At 55.6% G+C, this 24,343-nt stretch carries 25 protein-coding genes; 3 read left to right on the top strand and 22 right to left on the bottom strand.

Annotated elements, in window-relative coordinates; genetic code table 11:
* Window positions 1-18: 18 nt before the first annotated feature.
* From ycfP to yceD, 20 genes are all read right to left on the bottom strand, one after another.
* On the bottom strand, window positions 19-561 hold the full coding sequence (ycfP, locus tag QMN93_RS17845) for an alpha/beta hydrolase YcfP (protein ID WP_008500781.1): 543 nt from the start codon (window positions 559-561) through the stop codon (window positions 19-21).
* 34 nt (window positions 562-595) lie between these two features.
* Window positions 596-1,621 (bottom strand): beta-N-acetylhexosaminidase, encoded by a 1,026-nt coding sequence (gene nagZ, locus QMN93_RS17840; protein WP_023311162.1) that lies wholly within the window; start codon window positions 1,619-1,621, stop codon window positions 596-598.
* Between the two features lie 11 nt (window positions 1,622-1,632).
* Entirely contained in the window at window positions 1,633-2,457 is an 825-nt protein-coding gene (thiK, locus tag QMN93_RS17835; protein WP_047061578.1) for a thiamine kinase, read from the bottom strand.
* Complete coding sequence (lpoB, locus tag QMN93_RS17830) at window positions 2,438-3,085, bottom strand: penicillin-binding protein activator LpoB (RefSeq protein WP_023311160.1); 648 nt, start codon at window positions 3,083-3,085, stop codon at window positions 2,438-2,440. Before lpoB ends, thiK begins: the two co-directional genes overlap by 20 nt.
* A 10-nt stretch (window positions 3,086-3,095) precedes the next feature.
* Entirely contained in the window at window positions 3,096-3,470 is a 375-nt protein-coding gene (locus QMN93_RS17825; RefSeq protein WP_023311159.1) for a YcfL family protein, read from the bottom strand.
* Window position 3,471: 1 nt separating this feature from the next.
* Complete coding sequence (gene hinT, locus QMN93_RS17820) at window positions 3,472-3,831, bottom strand: purine nucleoside phosphoramidase (protein WP_033145218.1); 360 nt, start codon at window positions 3,829-3,831, stop codon at window positions 3,472-3,474.
* A gap of 247 nt (window positions 3,832-4,078) precedes the next feature.
* Window positions 4,079-5,512, bottom strand: a complete 1,434-nt coding sequence (ptsG, locus tag QMN93_RS17815) for a PTS glucose transporter subunit IIBC (protein WP_023311158.1) — start codon at window positions 5,510-5,512, stop codon at window positions 4,079-4,081.
* Between the two features lie 297 nt (window positions 5,513-5,809).
* Window positions 5,810-6,604 carry a metal-dependent hydrolase gene (locus QMN93_RS17810; RefSeq protein ID WP_064672284.1) on the bottom strand — a complete coding sequence of 265 codons (795 nt, stop codon included), beginning with the start codon at window positions 6,602-6,604 and terminating at the stop codon, window positions 5,810-5,812.
* Between the two features lie 10 nt (window positions 6,605-6,614).
* Window positions 6,615-7,619: a DNA polymerase III subunit delta' gene (gene holB / locus QMN93_RS17805; RefSeq protein ID WP_193139035.1), complete on the bottom strand. Its 1,005-nt coding sequence runs from the start codon at window positions 7,617-7,619 to the stop codon at window positions 6,615-6,617.
* A complete protein-coding gene (tmk, locus tag QMN93_RS17800) occupies window positions 7,616-8,257 on the bottom strand; it encodes a dTMP kinase (RefSeq protein WP_023311155.1) in 642 nt (213 codons plus the stop codon). The genes holB and tmk overlap by 4 nt, the downstream gene beginning before the upstream one ends.
* Entirely contained in the window at window positions 8,247-9,269 is a 1,023-nt protein-coding gene (yceG, locus tag QMN93_RS17795; RefSeq protein ID WP_182383319.1) for a cell division protein YceG, read from the bottom strand. The genes tmk and yceG overlap by 11 nt, the downstream gene beginning before the upstream one ends.
* Window positions 9,270-9,271: 2 nt before the next feature.
* The gene (gene pabC / locus QMN93_RS17790; protein WP_182383318.1) at window positions 9,272-10,081 is read right to left on the bottom strand and encodes an aminodeoxychorismate lyase; all 810 of its coding nucleotides are present in this window, start codon (window positions 10,079-10,081) and stop codon (window positions 9,272-9,274) included.
* A 120-nt stretch (window positions 10,082-10,201) separates the two neighbouring features.
* Window positions 10,202-11,443, bottom strand: coding sequence for a beta-ketoacyl-ACP synthase II (fabF, locus tag QMN93_RS17785; RefSeq protein WP_024909028.1), 1,242 nt, complete (start codon window positions 11,441-11,443; stop codon window positions 10,202-10,204).
* 91 nt (window positions 11,444-11,534) lie between these two features.
* The gene (gene acpP, locus QMN93_RS17780; RefSeq protein WP_003857954.1) at window positions 11,535-11,771 is read right to left on the bottom strand and encodes an acyl carrier protein; all 237 of its coding nucleotides are present in this window, start codon (window positions 11,769-11,771) and stop codon (window positions 11,535-11,537) included.
* 277 nt (window positions 11,772-12,048) lie between these two features.
* Window positions 12,049-12,783 carry a 3-oxoacyl-ACP reductase FabG gene (fabG, locus tag QMN93_RS17775; protein ID WP_008500795.1) on the bottom strand — a complete coding sequence of 245 codons (735 nt, stop codon included), beginning with the start codon at window positions 12,781-12,783 and terminating at the stop codon, window positions 12,049-12,051.
* A 12-nt stretch (window positions 12,784-12,795) separates the two neighbouring features.
* Window positions 12,796-13,725: an ACP S-malonyltransferase gene (gene fabD / locus QMN93_RS17770; RefSeq protein ID WP_033145214.1), complete on the bottom strand. Its 930-nt coding sequence runs from the start codon at window positions 13,723-13,725 to the stop codon at window positions 12,796-12,798.
* A gap of 15 nt (window positions 13,726-13,740) precedes the next feature.
* Window positions 13,741-14,694, bottom strand: coding sequence for a beta-ketoacyl-ACP synthase III (locus tag QMN93_RS17765; RefSeq protein ID WP_023311150.1), 954 nt, complete (start codon window positions 14,692-14,694; stop codon window positions 13,741-13,743).
* A gap of 6 nt (window positions 14,695-14,700) precedes the next feature.
* A complete protein-coding gene (gene plsX, locus QMN93_RS17760) occupies window positions 14,701-15,735 on the bottom strand; it encodes a phosphate acyltransferase PlsX (protein WP_060568787.1) in 1,035 nt (344 codons plus the stop codon).
* Window positions 15,736-15,815: 80 nt separating this feature from the next.
* Window positions 15,816-15,989 (bottom strand): 50S ribosomal protein L32, encoded by a 174-nt coding sequence (gene rpmF / locus QMN93_RS17755; RefSeq protein ID WP_003857964.1) that lies wholly within the window; start codon window positions 15,987-15,989, stop codon window positions 15,816-15,818.
* A gap of 16 nt (window positions 15,990-16,005) precedes the next feature.
* A complete protein-coding gene (gene yceD, locus QMN93_RS17750; RefSeq protein WP_193139033.1) occupies window positions 16,006-16,527 on the bottom strand; it encodes a 23S rRNA accumulation protein YceD in 522 nt (173 codons plus the stop codon).
* 140 nt (window positions 16,528-16,667) lie between these two features.
* Here yceD and QMN93_RS17745 point away from each other — a divergent pair, with 140 nt between their 5' ends.
* Window positions 16,668-17,252: a nucleoside triphosphate pyrophosphatase gene (locus QMN93_RS17745; protein ID WP_039261893.1), complete on the top strand. Its 585-nt coding sequence runs from the start codon at window positions 16,668-16,670 to the stop codon at window positions 17,250-17,252.
* Window positions 17,253-17,384: 132 nt separating this feature from the next.
* On the opposite strand, the gene rluC is transcribed toward QMN93_RS17745, so the two are convergent.
* Window positions 17,385-18,332 carry a 23S rRNA pseudouridine(955/2504/2580) synthase RluC gene (rluC, locus tag QMN93_RS17740; protein ID WP_021240761.1) on the bottom strand — a complete coding sequence of 316 codons (948 nt, stop codon included), beginning with the start codon at window positions 18,330-18,332 and terminating at the stop codon, window positions 17,385-17,387.
* Window positions 18,333-18,904: 572 nt separating this feature from the next.
* Between rluC and rne the strand changes: the two genes are divergently transcribed.
* Window positions 18,905-22,039, top strand: coding sequence for a ribonuclease E (gene rne, locus QMN93_RS17735; protein WP_193139031.1), 3,135 nt, complete (start codon window positions 18,905-18,907; stop codon window positions 22,037-22,039).
* Between the two features lie 41 nt (window positions 22,040-22,080).
* Here rne and QMN93_RS17730 read toward each other — a convergent pair whose 3' ends face one another.
* Window positions 22,081-23,019 (bottom strand): LysR family transcriptional regulator, encoded by a 939-nt coding sequence (locus QMN93_RS17730; RefSeq protein ID WP_193139029.1) that lies wholly within the window; start codon window positions 23,017-23,019, stop codon window positions 22,081-22,083.
* A gap of 109 nt (window positions 23,020-23,128) precedes the next feature.
* On the opposite strand from QMN93_RS17730, the gene QMN93_RS17725 reads away from it, so the two are divergent.
* Entirely contained in the window at window positions 23,129-24,343 is a 1,215-nt protein-coding gene (locus QMN93_RS17725) for an MFS transporter (RefSeq protein WP_069302639.1), read from the top strand.

The following is a 24,343-nucleotide window of genomic DNA, read 5'->3' as shown; positions in this document are numbered from 1 at the left end:
ATGCATGCGGGTAATTGATTAACCCAGCGTTTTAAACGCTTTGATACGCTGCAGATGCGGAGAGATGTTTTTGAACTTGTGGGTCTGTTCTTCGTCCCAGACGATCTCATAGTAATGATGCAGGAGCTCTGCTGCCCGATGGCTGTTGAGCGCTTCATCATTACGAGAAAGTATCACCAGACAGCGGTCGCGGTTTTTCTCACGGAAGTTGCTCACGCACTTGGTCGCAATATCGACATACTCTTCCGGACGGTCAATTTTGCCTTCCATGTTCTCGTTCGGGAACAGGTTAGGATTGAACACCACCTGGCGAATGTCGCACAGGAAGCCAATCCGCTCCGCCCAGTAGCCGCCCAGCCCCACGCCGCAAATCAACGGGCGATCGTCGACGTTGAGCTGCAACATCTTGTCCACCTCTTTGAGCAGATGCTGCATATCATGCTTCGGATGACGCGTGCTGTAGCTGATCAACCGTACATCCGGATCGATAAACTGCAGCTGCAGCACCTTCTCATGATTACCAGGGCTGTTTGAGTCAAAACCGTGTAAATAGATGATCATCGTCTTCTCACCACGCTACGCCTTCCGGGAGGGTTTACAGGCTGGCTTTATGTGCCTGCCAGCGCTCATTCAGGTCTTCAAGCCGGGCGTTGACCGTCTTCCAGCGCGCCGAATCCATCAGCTCCTGACGGCTAAATGAACCTTTATGATACAATTGTGTAACACGCTCTGCATTGATCGGCGACAGGTTATCCAGCACGCTAACGGCACCTTTACGATTATTGCAGACCAGGATCATATCGCAACCCGCATCCAGCGATGCCTGACCGCGTTCAGCGTAGCTGCCCATGATCGCGGCCCCTTCCATCGACAAATCGTCAGAGAAAATCACGCCGTTGAAGCCCAGCTCCTGGCGCAGAACGGTTTTCAGCCAGTGCGGAGAGCCGCTGGCAGGACGCGGGTCGACGTCGCTGTAAATCACGTGCGCCGGCATAATGGCATCCAGCTTGTTATCGGTGATAAGCGACTGGAAAACCGACATATCTTTGGCGCGAATCTCCGCTTCCGGACGCGGATCGCGCGGCGTCTCTTTGTGAGAATCCGCCGTCACCGCCCCGTGCCCCGGGAAGTGTTTCCCGGTGGTTTTCATGCCTGCGTCGTGCATGCCGTCGATGAACCGGGTGGCCATTGCCAGCGCAATACGCGGGTCTTCATGGTATGAGCGCTCGCCAATGGCAGCGCTGATATGCCCTACATCCAGCACCGGGGCAAAGCTGATGTCGATATCCATAGCAATCATTTCGCTGGCCATCAGCCAGCCGGCCTCCTGCGCCAGTTTTCCACCCTCTTCCGTGCCGAGCAGCGCAGCGAATGACTGGGCTGCCGGGAGACGGGTAAAACCGTCGCGAAAACGCTGCACGCGCCCGCCTTCCTGATCGACGGCCACCACCAGATGGTTACGCGACGCGGCGCGGATCTGACGCACCAGCTCGCGCAGCTGCGCCGGATCGTGATAGTTGCGGGTAAACAGGATCAGGCCACCCACCAGCGGATGCGCCAGAATTTCACGCTCCTCCGCATCCAGCTCAAACCCTTCAACATCCAACATGACTGGACCCACATCCACCTCTCTTATCCTTTCGTTTGTAACTGACGCCAGGCATCGTCTGCCAGCGCAATAAATTGTTTGTCTCTGGACTGTCGATAGCGCATTTCAAACCAGCCAGCCATTAACATGACGACCCAGGGTCGCCAGCGCCTGACCTGACGCCTCAGCGCGTCGGGGTCAATATGCGCTACCCGGGCGTATTCCCTGATGAGCATCTGCCGCGCGGCTTCACTTTCCGTCCAGACGGCCGCCAGCTCCAGCGCCACATCGCCATCTCCGGCATACTCCCAGTCGATAAGCCTGATCCCCGCTGGCGTATGAACAATATTCCCGGCATGAACATCCATATGCAGCGGCGTGAGCCGAATCGGCTGCGGCTCGCCCGTTTTACGCAACCGCCTGAGAAGTGCCAGCCACACTGGAGTACGCCTGTCAGGCAGGGCTTGCTGCCAGTAATGTTCCAGCAGTGGGAATAACGTAATTCGCCATCCCAGACGTGGCTGCCGGTGCAGATGATACAGCACCGCCGCAAGCTCCGGCGTGTCCGGCAGCGCGCTTTTAACTTCACCTTCCAGATAGTCGACGGCCATCCAGCCCTGTCTGAAAAAACGAGGGGCAGGTACGAGATCCGCCGGAAGACGTCTCAGGGCACGAAACTGACGACGGAAATGGGAGGCAGGCGCGTCGGGGTCGTGATTTTGCCGCAAGACCAGACGTCGTTCGCCCTGTTCTATAATGCAACTCGCGCCGCCAAGCCCGGAATGGGCCTGCGGCGCGATAAGGCGGTACTGAGGAAAATAGCGCGTCAGAATCTCTTCACGCGTGCCGTCATTGTTGCGTAACCGCACCTTTACCTGACCAGATAATTTCGCCTGTCTGAACCAGCATCAGCTGCATCTGCAGGGCTGGGGTATTCACGTTACCGGTGGCGTTAGAGTACAGCACATACTGTGCGCCAACGTTACGGGCAATGCCGATCGCCTTGCTGCGGGTACCGAGGCTATCCTGCGGCGACAGGCCCAGCTGCTGTTTGGCGACGGCGAGCTGCTGAGCCGAGACCAGCGTAAACTTGCCGTTGTTAGCCAGAGCATTACGCAGGGTTTCCGTGGCTTCACCCGCGTTCAGCGAACCGTTGGTACGGTTGTTCACGCTGTCGACCAGCAATACGCTGCCCGCCGTCACGCCCTGCGCCTGCAGCATTTTGCCTACCATCGGCTGCATCGCCCCGTTCCAGTCGTAATGGCGCACGCGCGGCGTGGGCTGTGACGTCTGGTCCGGATGTTCAATCGGGCCTGGCTGCGCCGGAATAGACGGTACAGACGGCACGGTTGGCTGCTGCTGCGTTGGCGGTGTCGGCTGTTCAGTACCCGGTTTAGCCTCTTCCACAGGCGCAGGCTGTTCAGTTCGGGTCACACACCCTGCAAGAAACAGAGCGAAAGCTGTCACGAGCGCATAGCGGCTCAAATTTTTAATCAAGGTTCACCCCTCAGAGATAAAGATAAAGTCTCACCTTATGCGCACCCAGATAGTTGGCACTGCCATAGAGCGTTACCGACGACCTGGCCGGAATGGTGACGCTGCGCGGCGCCTCCAGCGGATGCATTTCAAGACCTCTTACGTCATACCAGAAAAAACGGTAGTGGACCGTCACCGGTTCATGTCTTTCATTAAAGAGCGTAGAGGAGGCAGATGAGTTGATTTCACTGATGGTCAACGCGGGCTGTTGCGCCGTGATGCCCGCGGCAAGCACGGAGGACTCCATGACCAGCGTCTGTTCATCATTCACGGGGATCGCCGGACGCGAGCTGCACCCCACAATCATCATCGCCATTACCAGCGCTGCAATACGCCCTTTCAGCATGTCAAAGACCTTTATGTGCCAGCATCGGACCCAGAGGACGTCCACCCAGCAGATGCATGTGAATATGATAAACTTCCTGGCCACCATGGCGGTTGCAGTTCATGATCAGACGGTAACCGTCTTCTGCAATCCCTTCCTGTTCAGCGATTCTGGCAGCCACCGTCAGCATACGACCTAACGCCACTTCATGCTCGGTTTTTACGTCGTTTACAGTCGGAATCAGAATATTGGGAATGATAAGGATGTGCGTCGGGGCCTGAGGGGAAATGTCCCGGAAAGCCGTCACCAGTTCATCCTGATAGACGATATCCGACGGGATTTCGCGGCGGATAATTTTACTGAAAATCGTTTCTTCAGCCATGACCTTTTCCTTTTTTGTTTAATCTGGCGCAATGCGTCCGCTGTAAACACACTCCCGGGATCGGTGTGTGACACAATCCAAGAGTATGAGCGAGTTTCTCCTGTCCTTTCAACCTCCTCCCTCGATTTCTTTCCTGAATGTTCATCAGCTGACTGAAGAGTGACCGCTCTCGCGTCTCAGTGGCGTTTTTTAAGACACAAATAAAAAAGGCAGCCATTCGGCTGCCTTAGTCTCCCCAGGTCACAACTTAGTTGCTGCGGATGTACTCATCCATTTCGGTTTTCAGGTTATCGGATTTGGTACCGAAGATTGCCTGTACACCAGAACCTGCAACAACTACGCCCGCTGCGCCCAGTTTTTTCAGACCCGGCTGGTCTACTTTCGCCACGTCGGCAACGCTCACACGCAGACGAGTGATGCACGCGTCCAGGTTAGTGATGTTCTCTTTACCGCCGAACGCTGCGACCAGTGCCGGAGCCATTTCGCTGGTAGCGCCAGCTTTGCTGTCTTCTGTCGCATCTTCACGACCCGGAGTTTTCAGGTCCAGTGCTTTAATCAGCACGCGGAAGATGGTGTAGTAAACAACGGCATAGCACGCACCCACGATTGGGAACAGCCACAGTTTGCTGCTGTTACCGGACAGAACGATGAAGTCGATCAGACCGTGAGAGAAGGACGTACCGTCACGCATACCCAGCAGGATACAGATTGGGAACGCCAGGCCCGCCAGAATCGCGTGGATAACGTACAGGATCGGCGCAACGAACATGAAGGAGAACTCGATCGGCTCGGTGATACCGGTCAGGAACGAGGTCAGCGCTGCGGAGATCATGATACCGCCCACTTTTGCACGGTTCTCTGGCTTAGCAGAGTGCCAGATAGCAATCGCAGCTGCCGGCAGACCGTACATTTTGAACAGGAAGCCACCAGACAGTTTACCTGCAGTTGGGTCGCCCGCCATGTAACGTGGGATATCGCCGTGGAATACCTGACCTGCTGCGTTGGTGAATTCACCAATCTGCATCTGGAATGGAACGTTCCAGATGTGGTGCAGACCGAATGGAACCAGGCAACGCTCGATGAAGCCGTAGATACCAAACGCCACAACCGGGTTCTGGTAAGCAGCCCACTGAGAGAAGGTCTGGATAGCAGAGCCGATTGGTGGCCAGATGAAGGACAGGATCACGCCAGTGAAAATCGCTGCCAGACCAGAGATGATCGGAACGAAACGCTTGCCCGCGAAGAAGCCCAGATACTCAGGCAGCTTGATGCGATAGAAGCGGTTAAACATATACGCTGCAATCGCACCGGAGATGATACCGCCCAGAACACCGGTGTCCGCCAGGTGTTTCGCGGCGATCTCTTCTGCCGGTAAATGCAGAACCAGCGGCGCAACCACAGCCATGGTTTTCACCATAATGCCGTAGGCAACCACTGCAGCCAGCGCAGAAACGCCGTCGTTATTGGTGAAGCCCAGAGCCACACCGATCGCGAAGATCAGTGGCATGTTAGCAAAGACAGAACCGCCTGCTTCGGCCATCACGTGGGACACTACGGCTGGCAGCCAGCTGAAGTTAGCAGAACCGACACCCAGCAGGATACCTGCGATAGGCAGTACGGATACTGGCAGCATCAGCGATTTACCGACCTTTTGCAGGTTAGCAAATGCATTCTTAAACATAATTGAGAGTGCTCCTGAGTATTTGTGCTTTTTTTACGCTTTCACGCATTGGCCCGGGGGGAGTACCGTGCCGTGGACAGGACATCTAAGCGCCCTTTATTTATTACACAGAGTAAAATAATTCCCTCTGAGTTTGTTTGACGGCTATCACGTTTCAGCTTAAGGCGGTCGAAAAACTTTCAGTTATTTACAAAAAGCATGTCCGGATGTGTCTAAATACACACTCACCGCCCCAAATGAGGCGGTGAACTTTACTCGCTTTACTTATTAATTACGAGCCTAAAAAAAACAGGTGTATCAGACAGATTGCAGGCGGGCGGGGTCGATATGGAACAGCGTGGAGAAGTTTTCCGTCGTCACGCGGGCCAGCTCATCGATGCTGACGCCCTTCAGTACGGCCATGTACTCAGCCACGTCTCTCGTCATAGCGGGCTGGTTCTCTTTACCGCGATGCGGTACCGGTGCCAGGTACGGAGAATCCGTCTCCACCAGAATACGATCGAGCGGAACATAACGTGCAGCATCACGCAGCTGCTCAGCGTTACGGAACGTCACGATCCCCGAAAACGAGATATAAAACCCCAAATCAAGCAGCTTCCCCGCCGTTTCTCTGTCTTCTGTGAAACAGTGTAGTACGCCACCGCAATCCGTCACGTTTTCTTCCCGGAGGATTGCCAGGGTATCCGCGCGCGCATCGCGGGTGTGGACGATAACCGGCTTGTTCAGTTCCCGGCCAATGCGAATATGATTGCGGAAGGACTCCTGCTGGCGCGGTTTGGTTTCCGGCGTGTAAAAATAGTCCAGCCCGGTCTCGCCCATCGCCACCACGCCCTCTTCTGCTGCCAGTCGGCGCAGATCCTCAACGGCGTAGGCCTCGTCCTGATTCAGCGGATGTACGCCGCAGGAGAAAACCACGTTATCGCGAACGCCCACCAGCTCACGCATGGAGCGATAGCCCGGCAGCGTGGTCGCCACCGCAAGACAGAATTTCACATCGCGGGCAGCGGCTTTTGCCAGCACGTCATCCACGTTTTTATGCAGGGATTGATAATCCAGGCCATCAAGATGGCAGTGTGAGTCGACTAAAAACATAATGTCTCTCTCAGAGATGGGAAACTGGCGGTGTGACGCCGGGTTGCAGGTAATGTTCGATACGCAGTAACTGGTCGGTCAGTAAAAGCTCGCGATTAAGACCCGTCACGGTTAAAAGCTGTTCACGGCTCTGGCAAATTTCATGGAGCATCGCGTGAAGAACCGTCCCTGAGAGCCGGTTCGCCAGCGTATTCACCAGTGGCCACGCATCCGTGTTAGTCAGCAGCGTTGCCCCTTGCTGGATTTTGAGCGCATCCAGCAGCAAGGAGGCCAGCCAGTGCAGACGCTCAACGGCCCGATCGCTGTTAAGCGCAGGCAGTAAACTTAGCCAGTCGTGACTGTTCAGCGACGCATCCACGGCCCGGCAGAGCGTTTCTCGCTCTGACCAGACATCAGGCTGCAGTAGTGCCAGCGCCGCAGCGGGCGCGCCGCTGCTCAGGCGCAAGGCGGACAGCGCACTCTCAGGTGACGTTGTCACCTCTCGTTCAAGCCAGCTCAGCGCCCACGATTCCTGAGGTACCGCAAGGTGATGAAGTCGACAACGGCTGCGCAACGTCGCCAGCAATCGTCCCGGGTCACGGCATGAGAGGAAAAACCACGTTTTAACCGGCGGCTCTTCCAGGGTTTTAAGCAGGGCGTTAGCTGCCGCCTCGGTAAGCAAGGTGGCGTCTTTAAGCCAGACCACTTTAGCGCCGCCCAGTCGCGCGTGTTCATACAATTTTTCACTGACTTCACGCACGGCATCGATACCGAGCGCGCTTTTACCCTTCTCAGGCTCAAAGGTGTAGTAGTCAGGATGCGTGCCCGCCTGCATCAGCTGACAGCCACGGCATTTACCACAGCTCTTGTGCCCTTCCGGCTGCTGACACATCAGAAAACGGGTGATGGCATAAATCAACGCATCATCACCCATTCCTGGCAACGCCTGAATCAGTAACGCATGATGCCCCCGACCCGCCTGATAGCTGCCGATCAGCTGTTCAAAGTGTGGGCGCAACCATGGATACCATTTCATGCCTGCTGCTCCTGCACCCACTGCGTAATGGTGTGCTGAATGTCGCGCGTAACGTCGTCCAGAGACTGCGTCGCATCGATGGTACAAATTGAGCTGTCCTGTGCGGCCAGTTCAAGATAGCGCGCACGGGTGCGGTTAAAGAAATCAAACGACTCTTGTTCAATGCGGTCCAGCTCGCCGCGCGCGCGGGCACGTTTGAGACCCACTTCCGGGGTCACATCCAGATAGAGCGTCAGGTCGGGGCGAAAATCACCCAGTACGGCATTACGCAGCGTGGCAAGCATTGTCTGGTCGATGCCGCGTCCTCCGCCCTGATACGCCTGAGTCGACAGATCGTGACGGTCGCCGATCACCCACTTGCCCTCGGCCAGCGCGGGTTTGATCACCGTCTCAACCAGCTGAACGCGCGCCGCGTAGAACATCAGCACTTCGGCTTTGTCAGTGATAACTTCGTCGCCGACGGATTTGATATCCAGCACCAGACTGCGCAGCTTTTCAGCCAGCTGCGTGCCGCCCGGCTCGCGGGTAAATACCATGTCCGCCACGCCAAGCGCTTTGAGCGTATCCACCACCACGTTGCGGGCAGTGGTTTTACCCGCCCCTTCGAGTCCCTCAATGACAATGTATTTACTGCGCATTTTTTTCCTTAAGTGCCTTCAGATAGTCCTGAACAGAGCGATTGTGGCTGGCAAGGTTGGTGTTAAAGGTATGCCCCCCTTTTCCATCAGCCACAAAATAGAGATACGGTGTTTTAGCCGGATGCGCGGCGGCTTTGAGCGACGCCTCGCTCGGCGTGGCGATCGGGCCCGGCGGTAAACCGCTAATCACGTAGGTATTATACGCCGTTGGCGTCTCCAGATCTTTTCTTGAGATTTTGCCCGTGTAGCTCTCGCCCATACCGTAGATAACGGTAGGGTCGGTTTGCAGACGCATGCCGATGCGCAGACGGTTAATAAATACTGACGCTACCCGATCGCGCTCAGCAGCGACGGCCGTCTCTTTCTCGATGATCGAGGCCATAGTCACGAACTGGTTCGGATCGCTGTAAGGCAATCCTTCCATCCGCCCTTCCCAGGCGGCATCTACGGCGGCAACCATTTTTTTGTGCGCCCGCTTCAGGATAGCCACATCGGTCGTGCCTGCCGTGTACATCCAGGTGTCTGGCCAGAACCAGCCTTCCACCCATTCCGGATGTTCAAACTTCAGCGCTTCTGCCACCGTCTGATAGCTATCGTCTTTTAACGTATGTTTGATATACGGCGCGTCACGCAGCTGTTTGAGGTAATCACTCAGGCGCATCCCTTCCACAAACCGCAGTGGGAACTGGGCTTCTTTACCGCTTTCCAGCAGCTGCAGCATCTCTCTGACGGTCATTCCCGGCGTAAAGCGATAGGTACCGGCTTTGAAATGTGACAGCTCAGGTTCCACGCGCAATAGCCACTGGAATACGCGTGGACGATTGATAATCTTGTCGCCATAGAGCTGTTCCCCAAGCGCCTGACGGCCGGTTCCCGCTTTCAGGGTAAAGATCGTTTCGTCTTTAACCAGGATCTTGCTGTTCGCCAGGTGGCGAACTTTCCATACGCCTGCTCCGCCGGCGACGCCCAGCGCGACGATGAGGATAAGGACAAAGCGCAACATTTTTTTCATGACTATCTTGTTTGCTCACATATCGGGGCTAAAAACTGAAACAGCTCGCGCGAAGACCAGCGTTGTTGGCCATACGCACGGACGGGGACAACAGGCATCAGCGCATTGCAGATGATGACTTCATCGGCGGTCTGTAGCGCCGCTTCTCCTGCGCTAACTTCGACAACGCGAAAGTCAGAGCGTGCCAGCTGTTGCAGACAAAACTGACGCATTAACCCATTTACGCCAGCGTGTTCCAGCGACGGAGTGAACACCTCTTCCCCCTGCCGCCAGAGTAAATTAGCCGCACAGCATTCCGTAATGAACCCTTCGCTGTCAAGAACCAGCGCCTCATCGGCGTCCGTCTGTTCAAGATGAGTACGAATGAGCACCTGCTCGAGGCGGTTGAGATGCTTAAGCCCGGCCAGCATCGGGTTTCGTCCCAGTCGTACTGGGCTCAGCGTCAGCGTGACGCCGTCTTCTCGCCAGCGAGAATAATGCGCAGGATAAGCAGAAACGGAGAGGATACGCGTTGGGTTGAGGCACGATGCAGCGCTGTAACCCCGGCCACCACTGCCGCGGCTGATGATGACTTTGAGTACGCCGCAGTCCTTCCCGGTTGCCAGCTGGCACATTTCCTGTCGCAACGTGTCCCAGTGCGTAAAGGGGATCATGAGCTTTTCACAGCCATGCTGCAGGCGTCGAATGTGCGCCTCCAGCAGGCAGACATCACCTTCCAGAATGCGCGCCGTCGTAAAGCAACCATCACCGAACTGTATCGCCCTGTCGCTGGCAGGCAGCGTGTCCTGCTCAAGGCCATTGATTAAAAACATGGTGGCTCCTTATGCGTGGGCATTTAGTCTGGCAGGATGTCATGCAGCCGACAAGAAGATTAGGCTTAATAAAAAAGGCCCGGCAAGCGGACCTTTTTAAATGCTATCGGGACGTCAGGATCAGATCTTTTTGAAGATCAGAGAGCCGTTGGTGCCGCCGAAGCCGAAGGAGTTACACAGGGTGTACTCCATACCGCTAACCTGACGCGCTTCGTGAGGAACGAAGTCCAGATCGCAACCTTCATCCGGGTTATCCAGGTTGATGGTTGGCGGAACAGCCTGATCGCGCAGCGCAAGGATGGAGTAGATTGACTCTACTGCACCCGCCGCACCCAACAGGTGACCGGTCATGGACTTGGTGGAGCTCACCATTACGCGGCTGGCAGATTCGCCGAAGATAGACTTAACCGCCTGAGCTTCAGCTTTATCACCTGCAGGTGTAGAAGTACCGTGCGCGTTCACGTAGCCAATTTGTGCTGGAGTAATACCCGCATCACGAATCGCGTTTTCCATCGCCAGCGCAGCACCCGCGCCGTTCTCAGGAGGAGACGTCATGTGGTAAGCATCGCTGCTCATGCCGAAACCAACGATTTCAGCATAAATTTTCGCGCCGCGTTTTTTCGCGTGCTCGTACTCTTCCAGTACGATCATGCCCGCCCCGTCGCCCAGCACGAAGCCGTCACGGTCTTTATCCCACGGACGGCTCGCCGCCTGCGGGTTATCATTGCGGGTAGACAGCGCACGCGCCGCACCAAAACCGCCCACACCCAGTGGGGTACTGGCTTTTTCAGCACCGCCCGCAACCATAGCATCTGCATCGCCGTACGCAATAATGCGCGCGGCCTGGCCGATGTTATGTACGCCAGACGTACAGGCAGTCGCGATAGAAATGCTTGGCCCACGCAGGCCGAACATGATGGTCAGGTGACCCGCCACCATGTTAACAATCGTGGACGGAACGAAGAACGGGCTGATCTTACGCGGGCCGCCATTCATCAGAGATGTATGGTTTTCCTCGATCAGGCCAAGACCGCCAATCCCGGAGCCGATAGCGGCGCCAATACGGGTTGCGTTCTCTTCCGTAATCACAAGGCCAGAATCCTGCATGGCCTGAACGCCAGCGACAATTCCATATTGAATGAAGGCATCCATCTTGCGCTGTTCTTTGCGCGAGATGATCTCTTCACAGTTAAAATCCTTTACTAAGCCAGCAAATTTCGTTGCATAGGCGCTAGTATCGAAATGGTCGATTAGGCTGATGCCGCTCTGACCGGCAAGGAGAGCTTTCCAGGTGGACTCTACGGTATTGCCGACAGGAGACAACATGCCAAGTCCGGTCACAACTACACGACGCTTAGACACGTTTGTCCTCCAGGGAGGGATAAAAAAAGAGATTCGTGGGACTAAAAAAGATAAAACTCAGGCGGTCGAATGACCGCCTGGAGATGTTCACTTACGCCTGGTGACCGTTGATGTAATCAATGGCAGCCTGAACGGTGGTGATCTTCTCAGCTTCTTCGTCCGGAATCTCAGTATCAAACTCTTCTTCCAGAGCCATTACCAGCTCAACGGTGTCAAGAGAATCTGCGCCCAGGTCTTCAACGAAGGAAGCGGAGTTCACAACTTCTTCCTGCTTAACGCCCAGCTGTTCGCCGATAATTTTCTTAACGCGTTCTTCGATAGTGCTCATACTCTTAAATTTCCTATCAAAACTCGCTTTCGCGATGGTTTTCGTAGTGTATAAAATGTTGAAAAATTTGCAACTAAATCCCGGCAGTTCGTACCACGATTTTACGTTATTTTGAGGCCATTTGCCCTAATAACGCAAATATTTTTCTACACGTCATCATCCAGGCTGCCTCTGCGTTGGCTGCGCCCTCTAATCCCGGTCACATAGTAATCTATGCTCCCAGGCTTCTCGGTCTTGCCGCCTTGATCCAACCAGAATGATTTAGTGTATCTCGTGGTTAAACCATATACATCCCGCCGTTGACGTGGAGGGTCTCACCAGTGATGTAACCCGCTTCGTCAGAGGCTAAAAATGCAACCGCACTGGCGATTTCTTTAGGGTCGCCAAGACGACCCGCCGGAACTGCCGCCAGCGTACCCGCACGCTGCTCATCAGTCAGCGCACGCGTCATGTCCGTTTCAATAAAGCCCGGAGCAACAACGTTTACAGTAATACCGCGGGACGCGACTTCACGCGCCAGCGACTTACTGAAACCAATCAGACCTGCTTTCGCCGCAGCGTAGTTAGCCTGACCAGCATTTCCCATGGTACCAACCACAGAACCGACAGTGATAATACGTCCATGACGCTTTTTCATCATAGCGCGCATTACCGCTTTTGACAGACGGAATACAGATGACAGGTTGGTTTCGATGATATCGTTCCACTCGTCGTCTTTCATTCGCATTAACAGGTTATCGCGAGTGATCCCGGCATTGTTTACCAGAATATCCACTTCACCAAACTCTGCGCGAATATTTTCCAGAACAGATTCGATAGATGCAGGTTCGGTCACATTCAGTACCAGACCTTTACCATTTGCACCCAGATACTCGCTGATGGCCTGAGCGCCATTCTCGCTGGTTGCTGTACCAATCACCTTCGCGCCGCGCGCAACCAGTGTTTCAGCAATTGCACGCCCGATACCGCGGCTTGCGCCAGTGACCAGGGCGATTTTTCCTTCAAAACTCATGGTATTCCTCTTTTATTGCGAGAGTGCCGCTGACATCGCTTCCGGCTCGTTAATCGCCGAGGCTGTCAGGGTGTCAACAATACGTTTTGTCAGACCGGTGAGGACTTTACCTGGGCCGACTTCATACAGGTGTTCAACGCCCTGAGCGGCCATAAACTCAACGGTTTTAGTCCACTGTACCGGGCTGTAGAGCTGGCGAACCAGCGCGTCACGTATCGCTTCCGGCGTGGTTTCGCATTTCACATCGACGTTGTTCACAACGGAAATCGTCGGTGCGTTAAACGTAATTTTTTCCAGCTCAACCGCCAGTTTTTCGGCAGCAGGCTTCATCAGCGCACAGTGAGACGGCACGCTGACCGGCAGCGGCAGCGCACGCTTAGCACCCGCTGCTTTACAGGCCGCACCCGCACGTTCAACCGCTTCTTTATGACCGGCAATAACCACCTGGCCCGGCGAGTTGAAGTTTACCGGAGAGACAACCTGGCCTTCAGCAGATTCTTCACACGCTTTTGCAATTGCAGCATCATCCAGACCGATGATGGCAGACATGCCGCCCGTGCCTTCCGGCACCGCTTCCTGCATGAATTTACCGCGCAGTTCAACCAGACGTACCGCGTCAGCAAACGCGATCACGCCGGCACACACCAGCGCAGAGTATTCACCCAGGCTGTGACCCGCGAGCAGCGCTGGCGCTTTACCGCCCTGCTGCTGCCAGACACGCCACAGCGCAACAGACGCGGTCAGCAGTGCCGGCTGTGTCTGCCAGGTTTTGTTCAGTTCTTCGGCCGGCCCCTGCTGGGTCAGCGCCCATAAATCATAACCCAGTGCATCAGAAGCTTCACGGAAAGTCTCTTCAATTACCGGATAGCGTGCTGCCATTTCAGACAACATCCCAACGGTTTGAGAGCCCTGGCCCGGGAACACAAAAGCAAATTGCGTCATTTTTTATTCCTTATACTAGAAACGAACCAGCGCGGAACCCCAGGTGAACCCGCCACCGAAGGCTTCAAGCAAGACCAGCTGGCCCCGTTTGATTCGTCCATCGCGTACCGCTTCATCAAATGCGCACGGTACCGACGCCGCAGAGGTGTTGCCGTGACGATCCAGCGTCACCACAACGTTATCCATCGACATGCCCAGCTTTTTCGCGGTCGCGCTGATGATACGCAGGTTCGCCTGATGCGGCACCAGCCAGTCGAGTGCGGTACGCTCAAGGTTATTCGCTTCCAGCGTTTCATCAACGATGTGTGCAAGCTCGGTTACCGCCACCTTGAACACCTCGTTCCCTGCCATAGTCAGGTAAATCGAGTTGTCCGGATTAACGCGATCGGCGTTAGGCAGGGTCAACAGTTCGCCATAGCTGCCATCAGCATGCAGATGCGTGGAGATGATACCCGGCTCTTCGGACTGCCCCAGCAGCACCGCACCCGCACCATCACCAAAAATAATGATCGTTCCACGATCGGTTGGATCGCAGGTACGCGCCAGCACGTCAGCACCGATCACCAGCGCGTATTTAACGGCACCGGATTTCACGTACTGATCGGCGACGCTCAGCGCATAGGTGAAGCCTGCGCACGCGGCAGCGACGTCAAACGCCGGACAGCCTTTAATGCCGAGCATGTTTTGCACCTGGCACGCTGCGCTTGGGAAAGCATGCGTGGCAGACGTCGTGGCGACCACGATCAAACCAATCTGTTCTTTATCAATGCCCGCCATTTCGATAGCACGCTGTGCGGCTTCGTAACCCATGGTCGACACGGTTTCGTCTGGCGCGGCAATACGACGTTCACGGATACCTGTGCGCGTGACAATCCACTCGTCAGACGTATCTACCATTTTTTCCAGATCGGCGTTGGTACGCACTTGTTTTGGCAGGTAGCTGCCGGTACCTAAAATCTTCGTATACATGTACGCTCAGTCACTTTTAGCTAATACAGATTCCAGGCGAGCGGCAATCCGCTGAGGGACTTGTCGCTGCACCGCCTGCACTGCCTGTTCAATCGCGACAGCAAATGCTCGCTGATTGGCGGCGCCATGACTCTTAATCACGATGCCGCGCAATCCTAACAGACAGGCGCCATTATACTGGTCGGGGTTGAGGTGACTGAATCGCCGCGTCAGGCTCTTTTGTAACCAACGCTTCAATAAAATTAGCCACCAGGCGCTTTTTTTACCTTCTCCCTGAGATTTCAGCAGAGAAAGAAACATGCGCACGACCCCTTCCATGGTCTTCAACGTGACGTTTCCGGTGAAGCCATCGCACACCAGAACATCCGTTTTACCCGTCAACAACTCATTGGCTTCGAGATAACCAATATAGTTGATGGAGGGAACCTGTTTGAGCAATTCAGCCGCTTCGCGAATGCTGTCCAGGCCTTTGGTCTCTTCTTCACCAATGTTCAGTAACGCAACACGGGGAGTGTTGATCCCGACGACTTCTTCTGCCAGCACCGATCCCATCACGGCAAACTGCGCCAGCATAGTACTATCACAGTCGACGTTAGCGCCCAAATCGAGCACCACCGTCTTGCCCTTCTGCTGATGCGGTAACACCGTTACCAGCGCCGGACGCTCAATACCTTCAATAGGTTTGAGCAGCAATTTCGAGAGGCCCATCAGCGCGCCGGTATTCCCCGCGCTGACGCAAGCCTGAGCTCGCCCTTCTTTCACCAGCTCCAGCGCTATCCGCATAGAGCTGCCACGACTATTGCGAATCGCCTGCGAGGGTCGGGCATCACTGGCAATAACTGACTGCGCAGGAATAATCTGCAGACGCGAACGTTGTTCAAAGTCAGCTTTTGCGAGTAATGGCGTGATTGCGTCGGGATTGCCGACTAAAAGAAGTGTGAGTTGCGAATTAGAATTCAGTGCCTGCAATGCTGCAGGCACTGTCACGGAAGGGCCAAAATCTCCCCCCATGACATCTAACGCCAGGGTTAGACGTGTCAAGGTATCGTCGCAGCCTGGTTCGGTAAATTCCCCGTTTGCACGGGGAAATCCTCACTAAGCCTAATCACGCTTGCGCGTGATTACTTAGTGATAACCTTGCGGCCGCGGTAGAAACCGTCAGCGGTGATGTGGTGACGCAGGTGTTTCTCACCAGAAGTCTTGTCTACAGACAGGCTGGTAACTGCGGTCAGCGCGTCATGGGAACGACGCATGCCACGTTTGGAACGGGTTGGTTTATTCTGTTGTACGGCCATGGACCTTACTCCTCAATTACTTACGCTTTAAGCTGGCTAATACGGCAAATGGGTTTGGTTTTTGCGCTTCATCAGGCAGTTCCCCAAAGACCATGTCCGCCTCGGACACTTCACAGTGTTCAGAATCATGCACCGGAACCACTGGCAAGGTGAGGATGATTTCATCTTCAACCAGAGCCAGAAGATCGATTTCACCGAATTCGTTAACCTCAATCGGCTCATACGCTTCCGGGAGTGCTTCAGCCTGTTCGTCAGAACGAACGGGACTGAAACAATACGTTGTGTGAACATACTGTACAAACGGTTTCCCGCAACGCTGACACTCGAGCGTTACCGTCACCTTTGCATCACCGGTTAAAACGGCGAGACGCTGGTTGTCGATAGCGAACGACATGGAGCATTCTACATCACTGTCCACACTGACTACGGATTCGGCAATACGCTCAGCCTGATCGGAAGTATAGATACCTTCGTAATCGAGGCGTTTTTGAGCCGTACGAACCGGATCAAGAGTCAGGGGTAATTTTACCTTTTGCATAGGGCGCGCATATTAACTTTGTAACGTCATAGAGTCAAAGAAAAAGGCAACCAGAGCTGCCTTTTGCCAATTATTCGCACACATTGCGGCCTGTAGTTTAAAATGGCTGGCATCGATACGCTATATCTGGTGATAAAAATATGCCAAATCTCGTCCTTGCTTCCACGTCTCCCTACCGCCGAATGCTGCTGGAAAAGCTCGGGATCCCGTTTGAATGCGCCGCGCCAGAGGTTGATGAGACGCCACAGCCGGGCGAATCACCGCGTCATCTGGTGATGCGTCTTGCTAAAGAGAAAGCGCAGTCGCTGGCCGCACGTTACCCCACACATTTGATTATAGGCTCAGACCAGGTTTGCGTGCTGGACGGCGAAATCACCGGCAAGCCCCATACGGAGGAGAACGCCTGCCAGCAGCTTCTGCGCGCGCGAGGCACTATCGTGACCTTTTATACCGGCCTGGCGCTTTATAACTCTGCCACCGGTCATCTGCAAACCGAATGCGAGCCGTTCGACGTACACTTTCGCCATCTCAGCGAGCAAGAGATCGTGGATTATGTGCGCCGGGAACGTCCGCTGAACTGTGCGGGGAGCTTTAAAAGCGAAGGACTGGGGATTGCGCTGTTCGACAAGCTGGACGGTCGCGATCCCAACACGCTGGTGGGGTTACCGCTGATTGCCCTGTGTCAGATGTTAAGGCGAGAAGAGTGTAATCCGTTGACCATGTGACTTTTGCCCAGCGGCGCTTCGCTTGCATGGGCCTACTAAACTGCGGCCTGATGCCCTCACCCCGGCCCTCTCCCACAGGGAGAGGGAGCAAACATTAAAAACGACAACATTCGTTGCCGTTTTACGTTTACCTTAGCCGCGCAGAACCTTAAGACAGCGTTTCAACTGCTCATCCAGCGGCGCTTCAATACGGATGACTTCCCCCGTATTAGGATGGGTAAACTTCAGCGCTGCCGCATGCAGGAACAGACGCGACAGCCCCGTCCCCGCCAGCTGCTTATCAAACTCGCGGTCGCCATAGCGGTCATCAAAGGCAATTGGATGCCCTGCGAACTGCGTATGCACGCGGATCTGGTGAGTACGACCGGTCACCGGACTGCAGCGCACCAGCGTGGCAAACTCATAGCGCTCTTCAACCTTAAAGCGCGTCTCAGACGGTTTTCCTTCCTGGCTCACGCGGACAATACGTTCGCCACTTTGCAGAATGTTCTTCAGCAGCGGTGCCTGCACCACTTTTACATGGGACTGCCACTGACCGCGCACCAGCGCCAGGTAGTCTTTCTGCATCCCTTTTTCACGCAGCTGTTCATGCAGAGAACGCAGGGCAGAACGCTTTTTCGCCACCAGCAGTACGCCAGAGGTGTCACGGTCAAGACGGTGCACCAGTTCAAGGAAACGCGCTTCCGGGCGCAGGGCACGCAGCCCTTCAATCACGCCGAAGCTCAGACCGCTACCGCCATGAACAGCCGTTCCTGACGGTTTATTGAGCACCAGAATATGGTCATCTTCGTAAAGGATCACATCGCTCAGGGCCGCCACTTTCTGTAGCTTCGGTGAAACGGTCTCTTCTTCACGTTCCGCAACGCGCACCGGCGGTATACGCACTTCATCGCCCGCCTCGAGTTTGTACTCGGGCTTCACGCGTTTTTTGTTCACCCGCACCTCGCCCTTGCGCAGGATGCGGTAAATCATGCTCTTTGGTACACCTTTCAACTGGGTGCGCAAAAAGTTATCGATACGTTGCCCCGCTTCATCTTCGGCGATGGCAACCATTTTTACGGCTGGAGTCTCTGTTTTCATGGTTGGCGATTCTAAATATCGTCAGCCATTAGCGCCACTCATTTTTCTATGCTTATATTTACTTTTATCCGGCCAGCTCCCCGTTTCGCGCAACCGATTTGGTGGTTATTAAACCAATCGCCATTCTGAAGTGAAGAAACTGTGAGTAACCGGGTGATAATTGGTAAAAGTCATCTTGCTATAACCCGGCGAGCAGTGGAATAATGAGGCTGTTTTCCGTGTTAAATCCTGGTTAAGTAAGGATGTTGACGGAATGACCAATTTTGTCTGACCGATCATCCACGCAGCAATGGCGTAAGACGTATTGATCTTTCAGGCAGTTAGCGGGCTGCGGGTTGCAGTACTTCCCGGTATAAGGATTGTTCTCTGGAGAGTTCTACCCAGGCAATTCCCCTGATAATTGCGCTGTGTTTCCGTATGAAACACAGGCAACCGACACTCTGCGCCTCTTAAGCGAGCGACAACCGTGAGGTTGGCGACGTGAACAGACACGAGGCCATCGGTTCATACCCCGGAAAGCGTCACCTTGCCCGCAGCTTTGTCGTCAATGTAAGAATAACGAGTAAGTTACGATGAAAAGAATGTTAATCAACGCAACTCAGCAAGAAGAGTTGCGTGTCGCCCTTGTGGATGGGCAGCGCCTGTACGATCTGGATATCGAAAGTCCTGGACACGAACAGAAAAAAGCGAACATTTACAAAGGTAAAATCACCCGCATTGAACCAAGCCTTGAAGCTGCATTTGTCGATTACGGTGCTGAGCGTCATGGTTTCCTCCCTCTGAAAGAAATCGCCCGCGAATATTTCCCCGCAAACTACAACGCCCATGGCCGCCCAAACATCAAAGATGTTCTGCGTGAAGGTCAGGAAGTTATCGTTCAGATTGATAAAGAAGAGCGTGGCAACAAAGGTGCCGCACTGACCACCTTTATCAGCCTGGCAGGGAGCTATCTGGTTCTGATGCCTAACAACCCGCGTGCGGGTGGCATCTCTCGCCGTATCGAAGGTGATGACCGTACCGAGCTGAAAGAAGCGCTGGCAAGCCTCGAACTGCCTGATGGCATGGGGCTTATCGTGCGTACCGCAGGCGTTGGCAAATCAGCCGAAGCGCTGCAGTGGGACCTGAGCTTCCGTCTGAAGCACTGGGAAGCCATTCAGAAAGCAGCCGAAAGCCGCCCTGCTCCGTTCCTGATCCACCAGGAAAGCAACGTTATTGTGCGTGCCTTCCGTGATTACCTGCGTCAGGACATCGGTGAGATTCTGATAGATAATCCGAAAGTGCTTGAGCTGGCGCGCCAGCACATCGCCGCGCTGGGTCGTCCGGATTTCACAAGCAAAATTAAACTGTACACCGGTGAAATCCCGCTGTTCAGCCACTATCAGATCGAATCCCAGATTGAGTCCGCCTTCCAGCGTGAAGTGCGTCTGCCATCCGGCGGTTCTATCGTTATCGATACCACTGAAGCGCTGACCGCTATCGACATCAACTCCGCGCGTGCAACGCGCGGTGGCGATATCGAAGAGACCGCCTACAACACTAACCTCGAAGCCGCTGATGAAATCGCCCGCCAGCTCCGCCTGCGCGACCTGGGTGGTCTGATTGTTATCGACTTCATCGACATGACCCCGGTACGCCACCAGCGTGCGGTTGAAAACCGTCTGCGCGAAGCGGTGCGTCAGGACAGGGCGCGTATCCAGATTAGCCATATCTCACGCTTTGGCCTGCTGGAGATGTCCCGTCAGCGTCTGAGCCCGTCTCTCGGCGAGTCCAGCCATCACGTTTGTCCGCGCTGCTCCGGCACCGGTACCGTGCGTGATAACGAATCGCTGTCCCTCTCCATTCTGCGTCTGATTGAAGAAGAAGCGCTGAAAGAGAACACCAAAGAGGTTCACGCCATTGTGCCGGTGCCCGTTGCCTCTTACCTGCTTAACGAAAAACGTGCAGCGGTAAGTGCGATTGAAGCGCGTCAGGGTGGCGTTCGCTGCATCATCGTGCCAAACGACCAGATGCAGACCCCACACTATCACGTGCTGCGCGTGCGTAAGGGCGAAGAGACGACCACCCTCAGCTACCTGCTGCCGAAGCTGCATGAAGAAGAGATGTCCCTGCCTTCCGATGAAGAGCCAGCCGAGCGCAAACTGCCAGAGCAGCCTGCGTTAGCGACCTTCATCATGCCTGAAGCACCACCGGAAGCAGCTCTGGAAAAACCTGCGGCCAAACCTGCAGCGCAGAAACCAGAAGCCGCGGTAGCAAAAGCCCAGCCGGCACAGCCGGGTCTGCTGAGCCGCTTCTTTGGCGCGCTGAAGAAGATGTTTGCTGAAGAAGACGTTCAGCCAGAGCAGCCGAAAGAAGAGCCAAAAGCAGCCAAGCCAGAGCGTCAGCAGGACCGCCGTAAGCGTCAGAACAACCGCCGCGATCGTAACGACCGCAGCGATCGCAATGACCGCAGCGAGCGTCGTGACAACCGTGACAACCGCTCTGAGAATGGCGAAGGCCGTGAGCAACGCGAAGACAACCGTCGCAACCGTCGCGAGAAACAACAGCCGAATGTTGAAGACCGTGAAATTCGCCAGCAGGCGGGCGATGAGTCTGAGAAGAGCAAACAACGTGACGACCAGCAGCCGCGCCGTGAACGCAGCCGTCGCCGTAACGACGAGAAGCGTCAGGCACAGCAGGAAGTCAAAAACCTGAACCGCGAAGAGCCTGTTGAACAGCAGGACGGCGAGCAGGAAGAACGCACTCAGGTAATGCCGCGTCGTAAGCAGCGCCAGCTTTCTCAGAAAGTTCGCTTCGCCTCTGAAGCAACCGAAGAGTCAGGCGCTATCGCGGTTGAAACCAGCGAGAGCACAACCGGCACGCAGCTGGCGAAAGTTGACCTGCCAGCGGTCGTTGAAAACAACGTTGAGCAGGATGATAACGGCGAAAACCGTGATAACGCCGGTATGCCGCGCCGTTCACGTCGTTCTCCACGTCATCTGCGCGTCAGCGGCCAGCGCCGTCGTCGCTATCGTGACGAGCGTTACCCGACTCAGTCGCCAATGCCGCTGACCATTGCCTGTGCTTCACCAGAAATGGCCTCCGGCAAAGTCTGGATCCGCTACCCGGTTGCTCGCCCGGAGCAGGTTGTTGAAGAACAGCCTGTAACCGAAGAGGTGATTGCACCAGCAGCCGCGGTAGAAGCTGTCGTGACTGAAGCGGCAACCGTGGTTGAACCTGAGGTTGTTGAACCTGAGGTTGTTGAAGCTGAAGCACCTCACGCAGTGGAAGTTGAAACCACCCATCCAGAAGTGATTGCCGCGCCGGTTGATGCCGCACCGCAGCTTATCGCCGAAGAAGATGCCGTGGTGGCTGAGGAAGTCGCTGAAGAGGCTGAACCTGTAGCCGCAGTGGAAGACACCGCAGAAACCCTCGTTGAAACCACCACTGAAGAAGTCGTTCAGGACGTTGAGATTCAGGTTGAACCGGTTGTCGAAGAAGCGAAAGCGCCTGAGGTGAAACCTGAGCCGGTTGTTTCTGCACCAGCCGCAGCCCACGTGGCGACAGCACCAATGACGCGCGCCCCGGCGCCGGATTACGTGCCTGAAGCCCCGCGTCACAGTGACTGGGTACGCCCGACCTTCAGCTTCGACGGTAAAGGCGCTGCAGGCGGCCACAGTGCAACGCATCAGGCGACTGCACCGGCGACGCGTCCGCAGTCTGTCGAATAACGACGCTGAAAGTAAAAAGCCGACCTTCGGGTCGGCTTTTTTTATGGCTGCTGCACGGGCTTTCTCATTCCGGTCACCTCAGGCATGAACTGCCGCATCAACTCCAGAAAACGCCGCAAGCGTGCCGGATAATAACGGGACCAGGGGTAAACCAGATGCACCGGTAACGCCGCTGGCTGCCACTCTGGCAGCAAATGCACCAGCCGCCCTTCCCGAATATCATCCTGTACCGTCCAGCTGGATACCACCGCCACGCCAAGCCCGGTGAGCGCCGTATTGCGTGCGACATACAGGCTATCGGTGCTCAGCCGTGGCGTAATAGCAATCCGCGCGGTGGCGGGTGATGCATCGTGAAAAAGCTCCACATGGCGCTGGTAGAATGAGCTGATCGCTATCCAGGGAAACTGCTGCAAATCCTCCGGCGTGGTAACCGTCGGGAAACGGGCCAGCAGTGCCGGTGAAGCCACTACCGAGCGCGGCACTTCGGCCAGCAGCACGGACACGGTCGCCGGATCGACTTCCACGCCCACCCGAATCGCACAGTCAAGGTTGTCGCCGAGGAAGTCCGCCGACCGATCGTTGAGCATCCACTCAATCGAAAGCTGCGGATAGCGTTGCAGAAACTCGGTTACGGGTTTCAGAAGCTGGTCCTGACCAAACGCGTGAGGAGCGCGCACCCGCAGCACGCCTACCGGCTCATCTTCCGTCTGCCCCACCTCATCTTCCAGCGCCAGCCAGCTGTCAATCACCCGACGGGCGTGCTGATAACAGCGCTCGCCGTCATCCGTCAGCCGCGTCGTGTGGGTGGTGCGCAATATCAGGCGCACGCCCAGCATGGTCTCCAGCGACTGTAACCGTCTGCTTACCGTGGCCTGGGTAGTAGCCAGCTGCCGTGCCGCCGCAGAGAGGGATCCCGCCTCCACAATACGAACAAACGTCCGCATTAGCTCCACCCTGTCTATACGCTCAGCTCTTTTCATCGCATTTTCACTTATACGTTCAACGTATAAGCGTTTTACCACCGGGCCCGCTACCGTCGCAAGGCGTACTGATAAAAAATAACCTCACACGACGAATGAGGAACATCTTATGAACACAACAACCGCCGCCCATGCCGTGAGCCGCTGGGTAATCTTAATGCTGGCGATCGGTGCAGGTTTCAGCGTGGCATCTATCTATTATGCCCAGCCTCTGCTGCCGCTGATGGGCGCAGATCTTCATCTGAGTATCGAAGGAATGGGCCTGGTCCCAACGCTCACCCAGGCGGGATATGCCCTGGGGATCCTGTTCCTGCTCCCGCTCGGCGATCGCCACGACCGCAGGACGTTAATCCTGATAAAAAGTGCGGCGCTGGCGCTGTTTCTTCTCGGCTGTAGCCTGACCGGGCAGATCCACTCTCTGCTACTGGCCAGCCTGCTCATCGGCATGGCCGCCACCATGGCACAGGATATTGTCCCTGCCGCAGCCATCCTTGCGCCGGAAGGTAAACAGGGGAAAACCGTGGGTACGGTAATGACCGGGCTGCTGATGGGTATCTTATTATCAAGAACCGTGAGCGGCGTGGTGGGCGAAGCGTTTGGCTGGCGCGTCATGTACCAGCTGGCGGCGGCGAGCATTGCGTTCGTCGGGGTGATGATGTGGTTTGTGCTTCCCCGTTTTGCCATTCACTCCACGCTGAGCTACCCCGCGCTGATGCGCTCAATGGAGCATCTGTGGCGTCGCTATCCGGCGCTGCGCCGTGCGGCGCTGGCTCAGGGCTTCCTGTCGATTGCCTTCAGCGCCTTCTGGTCTACGCTTGCGGTCATGCTGCTGGAACGCTATCACCTGGGTAGTGCCGTAGCGGGTGGTTTTGGTATTGCAGGTGCCGCCGGTGCGTTAGCTGCCCCGCTGGCAGGGGGTCTGGCGGACAAACTGGGCGCAGGAAAAGTCACGCAGATTGGTGCCGCTCTTGTGACCGTCTCATTCGCCCTGATGTTCCTGATGCCCACGCTGGGCGTTCATGGACAGCTGATTCTGATCGCCATCTCCGCCGTCGGGTTCGACCTGGGTCTGCAGTCCAGCCTGGTCGCTCACCAGAACCTGGTATACAGCCTTGAACCTCAGGCGCGCGGTCGTCTCAACGCCCTGCTCTTTACGGTGGTCTTTATCGGGATGGCGCTGGGTTCCGCGTTAGGCAGCAATATCTACTCGCTGGCCGGCTGGACGGGCGTGGTCGCGCTGGCGACGGTCTGTGGCGTCATTGCGCTGGCAATCCGTCTGATAGAAAGCGCACGAGTTACCTCCGCATCAGCAGAAGTTGCATAA

It is taken from the genome of Enterobacter sp. R-1.6.2, assembly GCF_035064085.1.
Taxonomy (GTDB): domain Bacteria; phylum Pseudomonadota; class Gammaproteobacteria; order Enterobacterales; family Enterobacteriaceae; genus Enterobacter; species Enterobacter asburiae_B.
This window is presented reverse-complemented; position numbering and strand designations above follow the sequence as displayed.

Coding starts and splice junctions, on each gene's coding strand:
- yceG (WP_182383319.1), bottom strand. CDS start 9,269: ATGAAAAAAATGTTGCGCTTTGTCCTTATCCTCATCGTCGCGCTGGGC.
- QMN93_RS17765 (WP_023311150.1), bottom strand. CDS start 14,694: ATGTATACGAAGATTTTAGGTACCGGCAGCTACCTGCCAAAACAAGTG.
- ycfP (WP_008500781.1), bottom strand. CDS start 561: ATGATCATCTATTTACACGGTTTTGACTCAAACAGCCCTGGTAATCAT.
- pabC (WP_182383318.1), bottom strand. CDS start 10,081: ATGTTTTTAATCAATGGCCTTGAGCAGGACACGCTGCCTGCCAGCGAC.
- yceD (WP_193139033.1), bottom strand. CDS start 16,527: ATGCAAAAGGTAAAATTACCCCTGACTCTTGATCCGGTTCGTACGGCT.
- hinT (WP_033145218.1), bottom strand. CDS start 3,831: ATGGCTGAAGAAACGATTTTCAGTAAAATTATCCGCCGCGAAATCCCG.
- QMN93_RS17825 (WP_023311159.1), bottom strand. CDS start 3,470: ATGCTGAAAGGGCGTATTGCAGCGCTGGTAATGGCGATGATGATTGTG.
- rpmF (WP_003857964.1), bottom strand. CDS start 15,989: ATGGCCGTACAACAGAATAAACCAACCCGTTCCAAACGTGGCATGCGT.
- QMN93_RS17810 (WP_064672284.1), bottom strand. CDS start 6,604: ATGTTTTTAGTCGACTCACACTGCCATCTTGATGGCCTGGATTATCAA.
- holB (WP_193139035.1), bottom strand. CDS start 7,619: ATGAAATGGTATCCATGGTTGCGCCCACACTTTGAACAGCTGATCGGC.
- QMN93_RS17745 (WP_039261893.1), top strand. CDS start 16,668: ATGCCAAATCTCGTCCTTGCTTCCACGTCTCCCTACCGCCGAATGCTG.
- QMN93_RS17725 (WP_069302639.1), top strand. CDS start 23,129: ATGAACACAACAACCGCCGCCCATGCCGTGAGCCGCTGGGTAATCTTA.
- rne (WP_193139031.1), top strand. CDS start 18,905: ATGAAAAGAATGTTAATCAACGCAACTCAGCAAGAAGAGTTGCGTGTC.
- fabG (WP_008500795.1), bottom strand. CDS start 12,783: ATGAGTTTTGAAGGAAAAATCGCCCTGGTCACTGGCGCAAGCCGCGGT.
- acpP (WP_003857954.1), bottom strand. CDS start 11,771: ATGAGCACTATCGAAGAACGCGTTAAGAAAATTATCGGCGAACAGCTG.
- rluC (WP_021240761.1), bottom strand. CDS start 18,332: ATGAAAACAGAGACTCCAGCCGTAAAAATGGTTGCCATCGCCGAAGAT.
- QMN93_RS17730 (WP_193139029.1), bottom strand. CDS start 23,019: ATGAAAAGAGCTGAGCGTATAGACAGGGTGGAGCTAATGCGGACGTTT.
- tmk (WP_023311155.1), bottom strand. CDS start 8,257: ATGCGCAGTAAATACATTGTCATTGAGGGACTCGAAGGGGCGGGTAAA.
- ptsG (WP_023311158.1), bottom strand. CDS start 5,512: ATGTTTAAGAATGCATTTGCTAACCTGCAAAAGGTCGGTAAATCGCTG.
- fabD (WP_033145214.1), bottom strand. CDS start 13,725: ATGACGCAATTTGCTTTTGTGTTCCCGGGCCAGGGCTCTCAAACCGTT.